We start from the raw sequence: 11,302 nt of genomic DNA, 5'->3' as shown, positions 1-11,302 counted from the left end.
CGGGGCCTGCCTGCACTAAAGCGCGTTTTAGCGTCATATTAGGAGCTCAAAATGTTTCAGGTCCATGCCACTGCGCGGTTGCGTCCGTCGCCCTTCTTCAACTCGGTGGTTGCCGAGGGCTGTACAAATGCCTCGATCTACAACCGGATGATTTTGCCGGCCAGTTTTGGCGATAAGGATAAGGAATATTGGGACCTGTTGAATGGGGTCGTCATGTGGGACGTGGGTGCGGAGCGGCAGGTGCAGCTTGAAGGACCCGATGCCGCTAAATTGGCGCAGATCCTCAGCCCGCGCGATTTGTCAAAATGCAAGATCGGGCAAGGCAAATATGTGCCGCTTTGCAATCACGAAGGTATTTTGATCAATGATCCAATTTTACTCAAACTGCGCGAAGATCTGTTTTGGTTTTCGATTTCTGACAGTGATATTTGGTTTTGGGCCCGTGCGATCGCTGCTGAACGTGGCTTGAATGTGAAAATTTCTGAGCCGGATGTTTCGCCCTTGGCGGTGCAAGGGCCAAAAGCCGGAGCGGTTGTTTCGTCAATCTTTGGCGACTGGGTAAATGATTTGAAATATTTTTGGTTCTCTGAAACTGAAATCAATGGAATTCCAGTGGCCGTGCAACGCTCGGGGTGGTCAAAACAAGGCGGGTTTGAGATTTACCTGCGCGATGGAACACGCGGCGATGAGCTGTGGAAGATTGTCAAAGAAGCCGGCGCTACTTTTGACATCGGCAATGGTGGCCCAACCTCACCTGAGCGGACCGAAAGCGGTCTGGTGAGCTGTGGCTCTGATAGCGATGGCACCACCAATCCTTATGAGGTGCGCTTGGGCAACTATATTGACTTGGATGTGCCGGATGACGTGATCGGCATTCAGGCGCTGCGCCGGATCCATGCGGAGGGGCCTAAGCGTCATCAACTTGGTTTGATCTTAGACGGTGAAACGCCTGATCCTCTGGGCTTTTCTTGGGAATATATCACCGTTGATGGGCGGAAAGTCGGTGATATGACCAATTGTGTTTGGTCTCCGCGTATGAACAAAAATATTGGCTACGCGTTGATCTCACGCAGCTGCATGGTAGGCGACAAAGTAACTTTGTCTCGCGCCGGCGGCCGGATGGTCGAGGCAAGGCTGGTGGAGATGCCATTTTTGTGACGCTTTAATAGACCCCTGCATAACCCGGCTGCCAAGCCATAACACTTTGCTACCGCAATTATGCGCCCACCCCGGCAGGCGCTGCCCACATGTCTTTGTGGAAATGGCGTTATGCAGAGGTCTTTGAAAGATAGCGTCCAAACGGTTGCGAGCGTGTAGAATGGAACCATCAACTTGACGGCGCCAATAAAATCCGATAGATTTGAGATGTTTAATGGTATCAGAGTTTAGACTGTTGGTAAGAGCTCTCATAAATTCAACCCTATCGTTGATGCTACTCGCTGTCTGCTTAATGTTGTCATGGCGTGCATTGTCGGAGACAAATTTCTTTTTTTCCCAAATATATGAATACAACGGAATTGAGGAGCAAATTGACAAATTCGGCCCTCAAAATAGGAACCGAAATGGTTTTGAGACGACAACGAAGTTGGAGCGGGTAAAAATATTTGGGGAAATTGTTCGATCCGTTAATAATGGCGGTAAGGGTCTAAAAGAAATTGTTTATCGGGACACCGGTGGCAAAATAATTGATACGTTTCTTACGCAGCCAGAAATTGACCATTTAAATGATGTGGCACGATTAATCGGCCATTTCAGTAGAATATTGTCATATCTTGCGGCCATTCTAGGTGTTCTCGTGATGGCTTTCTGGATATGCAAAGTTTGGAAAAATATCGATATATGGACACCTTACACTATCGCAAAATCATTTTTGAGCATGCTGACACTTTTGTTATTTTGTTGTGGCATTGTATTGGCAGTTGGTCCTCAAAGAGTTTTTTATTCCCTTCATGAATGGGTTTTTGCGGGCATGGCGCCTTGGCATTTTTATTTTCAGGACTCATTGATGACGACGATGCTGACCGAGCCATTATTTGGGAGCATATCAATCTTGTTGCTGGTAAGCACTTTTGTAATCTGGGTTTTACTCTCCGCTGTCATCAATAAAATTTTAAGTTAGCGGCTGTTTAGGCAGGGTTCTGAAACCATGGGCTGAGACCTGCGACAAGAATGGCCGGACCAGAAAACCTTGAGACGACAGAGCAGGCATAATAGCTAAAATTATCAAATATCTTTATATTTATCCCAATAGTCGATCAACCACTTCGGTCTGTGCAGCCCTCAGCGTGGGAATCTCGCCCCACGGCTTGATTTGTCGACAACGAAGTTGGGACGCGGAAAGCCATGGAAAGCGACCATTAGGGTTTCAGGGGCAGGCTTCAAGGGCGGCACAAATATGTCCATAAAATACTGACGCCGCAAATGATATTTGAAACTCTGTATCCATTCCAGTGGATAGTAATCTTTCTCACGCGCATGAGCGGCAACAAATCCTTGCTCAACAACGTTATTCGTTTATGCACATTCCGAATCTTTGCGAAAGGCATCAAAGATGTTTGTGTGAAAAGAGGGCCGATAGGTAAAAACGCTCGTGGCTCCCATGGGCTCAAAACTCGGATCAAACTGCCTCCAGCGTGGGCCGCAACTCAGCATTCGGAGCGATTGACTAGGATCCTCAAAGAAAGGATCCGTATTGCCAGTCAAGACAGTGTCAATATCTAAGAACACCACGATGTCGAGCGTCTCGGCAATCTCAAGATGACACAAACACAGTTTGGGCCAAGCGCCCTCTGTTTTGGGAAACGCATCAAGCCCGCTAATTGGAATCTGCAAGCTGATGATATTCTAATCCAAACCCTTGGGATCATCGGTCGTACAGATAAACTGGAAAATCCAAAGAGCTCATATCTTTTGCGGCCCTGAACAATATGTTCACATGTTCAGAAAAAAATTCTGAACCCCAATTAATTGTGAGAACTGAATATTTCATATCAGTCCTCCCATACCACTCAGTCATCTAGGTAAATTTTAATGTACAGATTCGCAAACTCAATAATGTGTGAATTGTGACGGATGCCGGTGATTTACCCGTTAATCGAGGGTTGAAACACAGATCGCTGTTTTAAAAATTTTGGAAAATGGTGGACCCTAGCGGGATCGAACCGCTGACCTCCTGCATGCCATGCAGGCGCTCTCCCAGCTGAGCTAAGGGCCCTCTAATAGCATGCTGTCTAGGCAAGGCCCGGCGCGGGATCAAGAGGAAATCAGCGCGCCAAGCAAAGAAATTTAGCTTTCGTCGTCGTCTGTGGCGACATCTGCGATCTCATCCAATGAAACCGTGTCGTCGTCGTCGTCATCAAGCACATCATCGCCCAAATCTACATCGACGTCATCATCGTCCAACACCACTTCATCGGTCTCGGCATCGGTATCGGCTTCATTCATCTTTGTTGTTTGCACGTCTTCCGCATCGGCCACCATCGTGCGGCCTTTATTTGCATCAAGCGTAACAGTTTCGCCCGTATAGGGGCTGATGATCGGATCTTTATTCAAGTCGTAAAAACGCTTGCCTGTGGTGGGGCAAATACGTTTGGTACCCCATTCTTCGTTCGGCATGGGTTTTCCCCTCTCGCAATCGGTGACAATCTGTGCCGAGTGCCATACACAAGAGGCAGTGTCAAAGGTGAAATCTATTAATTCTTGGATATCTGGGATGAATCTGCACTCAAATACCGCTGATCGGCAGCTCATACTGCCCGGACGGCCTGAAATTACGGTGCAGCTGCGCCCATCGCGCCAGGCAAGCCGGCTGTCACTGCGGATCTCGCGCCTCAAAGGGCAGGTGACGCTTAGCCTGCCCTTGTCTTGCCCGGTGGAGCAGGCAAAAAATTTTATTTTGGAAAAAGAATCCTGGATCCGTGCGCATTTGGCCGACTTGCCGCAAGTGGCTCATGCTGGTTTGGACCGTCAAGTGCCCTTTGCGGGTCGACAGTTGACCATTCGCACCGGCGCGGGGCGGCAGGTTGTGCTTAAAGGGGCGCATCTGTTGGTGCCGGGTCACGAATCTCTGGTTCCTGCGCGCGTGAAAGCCTTTTTGAAGCTGCAAGCGCGTTTCGCGCTGCACGAGGCTGTCAATCACTACTCCGAACATCTCGGGCGGCCCTATGGACGCCTGACGCTGCGGGACACCACCTCAAGATGGGGGTCGTGTTCGATACAGGGAAATCTGAACTTCTCCTGGCGCTTGATCATGGCGCCACCCCAGGTGCTGCGCTATGTGGCGGCTCATGAGGTGGCGCATTTGGAACAGATGAATCACTCGGCTGCATTTTGGGCGCTTGTTGAGCGCCTCTTTCCGGGTCATCAGCAACAGCGCGACTGGCTCAAGCGTCATGGTGAAGATCTGCACCGTTATCACTTCTAGCCGCGACCGAGTGCGCGCCGCGTGCCGGCTACAGGCAACTGGCGTTTGACAGCCATGGTCAATTGTGATCACAAATGCAAATGGCAAAGAAATTACAAGACAGCTATTTGGCCGCTCATGACCAGCTTTACCGCAGTTTGCGCATGCGGATCATGTACGGCGAAGTGAGCCCGGGGCAGGCGATGACCCTGCGCGGCGTGGCTGAGGAATTTTCGGTCTCAGTGACCCCGGTGCGCGAGGCGTTGAAGCGGCTGGCGACAGAGGGGGCTTTGAGTATTTCGGTGAGTGGACGGTTCCAAACGCCGGCTCTGACCAATGATCGGATTGAGGAGCTTGCGGCCCTGCGGGCGTTGATTGAGGTGGAATTGGCTACGCGGGCCTTGCCGCGCGCGCATATGGCGCTGGTTGAGCGGTTGCAAACCATAAATAACGCCATTTCTGTTGCTGTGGCGAAGGCGGACGCTGTGACTTACATTCGCACCAATCTCGAGTTTCACCGCACGCTTTATTTGCGGGCGCAGGCGCCGGCGATGCTGGCAACGGTCGAGACGGTGTGGCTGCAAATGGGCCCGACGATGCGGGCTCTATATGGCCGGTTGCAACGCAAGGATCCGCCAATGCATCACCGCCTAATTCTTGCGGCCTTAAAAGCCGGCGACGAACCGGGCTTGAGGGTGGCCGTGCGGGCGGATGTCACCCAGGGCTTACGCATGTTGGCGCGCTAAGGCCCAGGCCCATGGGCGCAGGGCTGAAGATACATAAAATGCAAATCCCAGACGACGGTGGTGTGCTCAGCTGTGAATTGCCCCATCGCCACAGGCCAAAGCCGCCTCGCGCACAGCTTCGGAATAGGTGGGATGAGCGTGGCAGGTGCGGGCCAAGTCTTCAGCGGCGGCGCCAAATTCCATCGCCACGCAGATTTCATGGATCAGATCTCCTGCCATCGGGCCGATGATATGAGCGCCAAGAATACGGTCGGTCTGAGCGTCCGAAAGGATTTTCACAAAGCCATCGGAGGCGAAATTTGCTTTCGCTCGACCATTGCCCATAAAAGAGAACTTGCCGGCCTTATAGGCTCGGCCTGCCTCTTTCAATTGCTCTTCGGTTTTGCCAACGGTGGCGACCTCCGGATGCGTGTAGATCACACCGGGGATCACATCATAATTCACATGACCGGCTTGCCCGGCCAAAATTTCTGCCACGGCCATGCCTTCATCCTCGGCCTTATGGGCCAGCATGGGGCCAGAAATTGCGTCGCCAATAGCGTAAATACCTGGAACAGAGGTGGCATAATGTGCATCAGTTTGGATTTGACCGCGTTCAGTGAGAGTGACGCCAAGCGCGTCCAATCTGAGGCCGTCGACATAGGGGCGTCGTCCCGTGGCGACAAGCACCACATCGGCCTCGACCTCATGCTCGCTGTCCTTTTTCCGCTTGACATAAGAAACAGTTGCTTTGCCTTTTTTGACCGCAACCGATCGCACTGCGGCGCCCATGGTGAACTTGAGGCCCTGTTTTTTGAGAATTCTGAGGAAGGTTTTTTGGATCTCGCCATCCATACCGGGGGTGACATCGTCCAAAAATTCAATGACCTCAACCTCAGCGCCCAGCCGCGCGTAAACAGATCCCAATTCCAAACCAATGACACCCGCGCCGATCACCACCAGTTTGCTCGGAATTTTCTCCAATGCCAGAGCGCCTGTGGAGGTTACGACTGTTTTTTCGTCGATTTCAATTCCAGGCAGGCTCGAGGGCTCGGAGCCCGACGCGATGATGATGTGTTTGGCCTGGTGGATGTCATCGCCAACTTTGACCTGACCCGCCGCAGGAATGCTGCCCCAGCCTTTCAGCCAGTCAATTTTGTTTTTCTTGAATAGAAACTCAATACCCTTGGTGTTGCCATCAATCACATCGGTTTTGTAGCCCTGCATCTTCGCCCAATCGACCTTTGGATCTTCGGCAATCAAACCCATTTTGGCAAAATTATGTTGTGCTTCATGTAATTGGTGGCTGGCATGCAGCAGGGCTTTGGAAGGTATACAGCCGACATTCAGGCAGGTTCCCCCCAGCGTATCACGCCCCTCGACACAGGCGGTTTTCAGACCCAGCTGAGCGCATCGAATAGCGCTGACATAGCCGCCCGGTCCGGAGCCAATCACAATTACATCATAAGAAGCCATAACGAAGGTCCTTTATTTTCAGGTTGGGCCCCTGGGCCCATGGTTGAACTTCTGTTCCGAACTCAGACTATGTGAGGCCATAAAAAGATCATAACGGACAATTGTCCAAAATGAACACTATGGCCGTTGCCAGTGGCGTTTGACCGCGGCCGGATCAAAGATCGATTAACAGGCGGCGTGGATCTTCCAAGGCCTCTTTGACACGCACAAGGAAAGTGACCGCACCTTTGCCGTCGACGACCCGGTGATCATAGCTCAAAGCCAGATACATCATGGGGCGGATAACCACCTTGCCGTTGATGGCGATCGGACGATCTTGGATTTTATGCATACCCAATATGCCCGATTGCGGCGGGTTGAGAATTGGGGAAGACATAAGCGAGCCGTAGACGCCACCATTGGAAATGGTAAAGGTGCCACCTTGCATTTCCGCCATGGACAATTTGCCATCTCGGGCGCGGGCACCTTTTTCGGCAATGGCTTTTTCGATCTCAGCAAAAGACATGGAATCTGCGTCGCGGATGACGGGGACCACCAAGCCGGTCGGCGTGCCTGTGGCGATGCCCATATGGACGAAGTTTTTGAACACAATATCAGCGCCATCAATTTCCGAGTTGACCTCTGGCACCTCGCGCAGCGCATGGCAGCAAGCGACCGTGAAGAAAGACATAAAGCCTAATTTCACGCCATGTTTCTTTAAAAACAGATCTTTATATTCATTGCGCAGGGCCATTACCTCGGTCATGTCGACCTCATTGTATGTGGTCAACATAGCGGCAGTGTTCTGGCTATCCTTGAGCCGCCGGGCGATGGTTTGGCGCAGGCGAGTCATCTTCACACGCTCTTCGCGCGTGGCGTCATCTGTAGAAACCGCCGCTCGAATGGGAGTGGCTGGCGGGATCGGAGCGGCCTGGGGCGCGGCTGCGGCCTGGGTTGCGGCTAGGATTTTTTGAACGTCTTGCTTCATCACGCGGTTGTCCTTGCCTGATGCGGTGACCGCATCGCGGGTGAGGCCGGCCTCGGACATGAGTTTTTTCGCTGATGGGGCATCTTCCACATCATGGCTTTTCGCAGCAGCGGCTGAGACGCTTGCCTGTGCCGGGGTGGCTTCGCTGGAAATTTCCCCTCCAATTACAGCCAATTGGCCGCCCGCTTGTACGGTGCTGCCTTCAGCAGCCAGAATTTGACCCAAAACACCAGCGGCCGGAGCAGGCACTTCGACACTCACCTTATCGGTTTCCAGTTCACAGAGCATTTCGTCCTGTGCCACCGTATCGCCGGGTGCTTTATACCATGTGGAGACTGTGGCTTCGTTGACTGATTCGCCCAAGACCGGCACCATTACCGCGATGGTTTGCGCCGCCGGAGCGGCTGAGTTGTCGGCGGGAGTGGCGGCCGTGGGCGCGGGGGCAGAGGCAGCGGCAGAGGCTCCCTCATTGATCTGTGCCAACAGCGCTTCCGCATTGACGGTTGCGCCTTCGGCAGCGACGATTTCTGCCAAAGTGCCAGCTACGGGGCTTGGCACTTCAACTGTGACCTTATCTGTCTCCAGCTCGCAGAGCATGTCATCCACAGCAACTTGATCGCCGGCTTTTTTGAACCACGTCGCGACAGTGGCCTCGGTCACAGATTCGCCCAGGGCGGGAACACGAACTTCGGTGGCCATGATTTTATCCTTTCAACGTAAGCGCTTCATCGACGAGCGCGGCTTGTTGTGATTTGTGTATAGAAGCAAGCCCGGTTGCGGGGGAGGCCGAGGTCGCGCGTCCGACATAGGCCGGACGGCTGTATTTGGCGCCAATGCGTGTCAGAACCCATTCAATATTTGGCTCGATAAAATTCCAAGCGCCCTGATTTTTCGGCTCTTCTTGGCACCAGACGATTTCAGCCTGTTTGAAGCGTTCCAATTCATTGACCATCGAGATGGCGGGGAAAGGATAGAATTGCTCGACCCGCAGTAGATAGATATCATTAATGCCGCGGGCATCCCGGTCTTCGAGTAAATCGTAATAGACTTTGCCGGAACAGATCACCACGCGTTTGATCTTTTTGTCCGCCACCAATTTTGTCTCAGAATTGCCATATTGTGCATCATCCCACAGCACCCGGTGAAAGCTGGATCCGGTGGTAAATTCTGCACGCTTCGACACCGCCATCTTGTGACGCAAAAGAGATTTTGGCGTCATGAGAACCAAAGGCTTGCGGAAGGTGCGGTGAATTTGCCGGCGCAGAATATGGAAATAATTGGCCGGGGTGGTGCAATTGGCGACAATCCAATTGTCGTGGCCGCACATTTGCAAAAAGCGCTCAAGGCGGGCTGAGCTGTGTTCTGGCCCTTGGCCTTCAAACCCATGGGGCAGCAGCATCGTCAGACCGGACATGCGGAGCCATTTGCTCTCCCCGCTGGAGATGAATTGATCAAACATGATCTGCGCGCCATTGGCAAAATCTCCAAATTGCGCCTCCCACATGACCAAAGCATTGGGCTCGGCTAAGCTGTAGCCATATTCAAAGCCCAAGACTGCATATTCGGAGAGCATGGAATCGATGACTTCATACTGGCCCTGTCCTTCTCGGATATTGTTGAGCGGGTAATAGCGCTCTTCGGTATCTTGATTGACCAGCCCAGAGTGGCGGTGGCTAAAGGTGCCGCGTGTGCTGTCTTGCCCGGACAGTCGAACCGGGTGGCCCTCTGTGAGCAAAGAACCAAAGGCCAAAGCCTCGCCTGTGGCCCAATCAATGCCTTCGCCGCTGCTCAGTGCTTTTGATTTGGCATCCAACATGCGCTGGACGGTTTTGTGGATTGTAAAGCCCTGTGGCACGCGGCAGAGGGTTTGAGCGACCTCATCAAATGTCTCTTCGGCCATGGCAGTGGCGCCGCGTTGATACTCTTCGCCGCGGCGATTCATTTTCGACCAACGCCCATCCAGCCAATCGGCTTTATTGGGCTTGTAGTCTTTACCGGCTTCAAATTCCGCATTCAAAAGCGACTGAAAACTGGCCTTCAAATCTTCGATTTCGCCCTCGGGGATCAGGCCATCACGCACCAGGCGCTCTGTATAAAGTGTGAGGGTGGTTTTTTGTATTTTGATCTTTTTGTACATCAACGGATTGGTAAACATCGGCTCATCGCCTTCGTTGTGACCAAAGCGGCGATAGCAGATGATATCGACAACCACGTCTTTTTTGAACTTTTGACGGAATTCTGTGGCGACGCGGGCAGCATGGACCACGGCCTCTGGATCATCGCCGTTGACATGGAAAATTGGTGCTTCAACCATCAAAGCAATATCAGTGGGATAGGGGGAGGAGCGGCTGAAGTGCGGCGCGGTGGTGAACCCGATTTGGTTGTTCACCACGATGTGCATGGTGCCACCGGTCTTATGCCCTTTAAGGCCCGATAGTCCAAACCCTTCTGCCACGACACCTTGACCTGCAAAGGCCGCATCTCCATGCAGCAAGATGGGAAGAACACCCGTGCGCTCGGTATCGTGATTTTGATCCTGTTTGGCGCGCGCTTTACCCAAAACGACCGGATTGACGGCCTCCAGATGGCTTGGGTTGGCGGTGAGCGACAAATGTACGGAATTGCCATCAAATTCGCGATCGGAGGAGGCGCCGAGGTGATATTTCACATCGCCAGATCCATCGACATCCTCGGGCTTGAACGAGCCGCCTTGGAATTCGTTAAAGATCGCGCGGTAGGGTTTGGCCATCACATTGGCCAGCACCGACAGGCGGCCCCGGTGGGGCATACCGATGATGATGTCTTTAACGCCCAGGGCGCCGCCACGTTTGATGATCTGCTCCATCGCTGGGATCAAGCTTTCGCCGCCATCAAGCCCAAAGCGTTTGGTGCCCATATATTTGACATGGAGAAATTTTTCGAAGCCTTCAGCCTCGACCAATTTGTTGAGAATGGCTTTGCGGCCCTCGCGGGTGAAGCTGATTTCTTTGCCGTAACCTTCAATGCGCTCTTTGAGCCAAGAGGATTCTTCAGGATTGGAAATATGCATATATTGCAGAGCGAAAGTGCCACAATAGGTGCGGCGAACAATTTCCAAAATTTCACGCATGGAGGCGAATTGCAGCCCCAAAACATTATCGAGAAAAATCGGCCGGTCCATATCGGCCTCGGTGAAGCCGTAGCTGGCTGGATCCAGCTCGGGGCGCGGATCATCCTCGCGTATGCCCAAAGGATCCAGATCCGCCGCCAGGTGGCCGCGGATGCGGTAGGCACGGATCAGCATCAAAGCCCGCAGACCGTCAAGCACTGCGCGTTTGAGTTGATCCTCATTTAGGGACGCCCCAGTTTCAGCCGCCTTATTACTGATTTTCTTACCCGCGTCGCGCGCCTCGGCCGCAGCTGGGTATTCGCCGGTAAAAGCAGATGTGAGATCATCCATCGGCATGGGCGGCCAATCGCTGCGCGCCCATGAGGGGCCAGAGGCTTTGGCACGAACATCGCAGTCCTCATCGCCCATTGCTGCAAAAAATTCTGCCCATTGTGCGTCGACTGACACAGGGTCGGCGCTGAAGCGGGCATGCATTTGTTCTAGATATTCCGCGTTGTGGCCTTGCATAAAGCTTGAGGCATGGAACTGATCGTTTGCAGACTGATCTGTCATCGGATGACACCTTGGTAAGGAACAAAAAGAGGGGTTGAACGTGTCACGGCAAGGGAGCTCACAGAAGCAAC

At 52.8% G+C, this 11,302-nt stretch carries 8 protein-coding genes and 1 tRNA gene; 4 read left to right on the top strand and 5 right to left on the bottom strand.

Annotated features, from left to right (window positions below):
* Positions 1 to 51: 51 nt before the first annotated feature.
* Both ABLW18_RS01695 and ABLW18_RS01690 read left to right on the top strand, forming a co-directional pair.
* Positions 52 to 1,158, top strand: a complete 1,107-nt coding sequence (locus ABLW18_RS01695; protein WP_347823151.1) for a glycine cleavage T C-terminal barrel domain-containing protein — start codon at positions 52 to 54, stop codon at positions 1,156 to 1,158.
* Between the two features lie 214 nt (positions 1,159 to 1,372).
* Positions 1,373 to 2,119, top strand: coding sequence for a DUF1461 domain-containing protein (locus ABLW18_RS01690; RefSeq protein ID WP_347823150.1), 747 nt, complete (start codon positions 1,373 to 1,375; stop codon positions 2,117 to 2,119).
* Between the two features lie 1,019 nt (positions 2,120 to 3,138).
* Here the strand turns inward: ABLW18_RS01690 and ABLW18_RS01685 are convergent.
* Positions 3,139 to 3,214 (bottom strand) — tRNA-Ala (locus tag ABLW18_RS01685).
* Positions 3,215 to 3,285: 71 nt separating this feature from the next.
* Entirely contained in the window at positions 3,286 to 3,615 is a 330-nt protein-coding gene (locus ABLW18_RS01680) for a TIGR02300 family protein (RefSeq protein ID WP_347823149.1), read from the bottom strand.
* A gap of 97 nt (positions 3,616 to 3,712) precedes the next feature.
* Here ABLW18_RS01680 and ABLW18_RS01675 point away from each other — a divergent pair, with 97 nt between their 5' ends.
* Together ABLW18_RS01675 and ABLW18_RS01670 are read left to right on the top strand one after the other, a co-directional pair.
* A complete protein-coding gene (locus ABLW18_RS01675; RefSeq protein ID WP_347823148.1) occupies positions 3,713 to 4,423 on the top strand; it encodes a SprT family zinc-dependent metalloprotease in 711 nt (236 codons plus the stop codon).
* A gap of 74 nt (positions 4,424 to 4,497) precedes the next feature.
* Positions 4,498 to 5,148 (top strand): GntR family transcriptional regulator, encoded by a 651-nt coding sequence (locus tag ABLW18_RS01670; protein WP_347823147.1) that lies wholly within the window; start codon positions 4,498 to 4,500, stop codon positions 5,146 to 5,148.
* A 66-nt stretch (positions 5,149 to 5,214) separates the two neighbouring features.
* On the opposite strand, the gene lpdA is transcribed toward ABLW18_RS01670, so the two are convergent.
* From lpdA to ABLW18_RS01655, 3 genes are all read right to left on the bottom strand, one after another.
* Entirely contained in the window at positions 5,215 to 6,603 is a 1,389-nt protein-coding gene (lpdA, locus tag ABLW18_RS01665; protein ID WP_347823146.1) for a dihydrolipoyl dehydrogenase, read from the bottom strand.
* A 154-nt stretch (positions 6,604 to 6,757) separates the two neighbouring features.
* Entirely contained in the window at positions 6,758 to 8,269 is a 1,512-nt protein-coding gene (gene odhB / locus ABLW18_RS01660; protein WP_347823145.1) for a 2-oxoglutarate dehydrogenase complex dihydrolipoyllysine-residue succinyltransferase, read from the bottom strand.
* 4 nt (positions 8,270 to 8,273) lie between these two features.
* Positions 8,274 to 11,231 (bottom strand): 2-oxoglutarate dehydrogenase E1 component, encoded by a 2,958-nt coding sequence (locus ABLW18_RS01655; RefSeq protein ID WP_347823144.1) that lies wholly within the window; start codon positions 11,229 to 11,231, stop codon positions 8,274 to 8,276.
* Positions 11,232 to 11,302 lie beyond the last annotated feature (71 nt).

The sequence above is a fragment of the uncultured Planktomarina sp. genome (assembly GCA_943788425.1).
In the GTDB taxonomy this organism is placed as follows: Bacteria; Pseudomonadota; Alphaproteobacteria; order Rhodobacterales; family Rhodobacteraceae; genus Planktomarina.
This window is presented reverse-complemented; position numbering and strand designations above follow the sequence as displayed.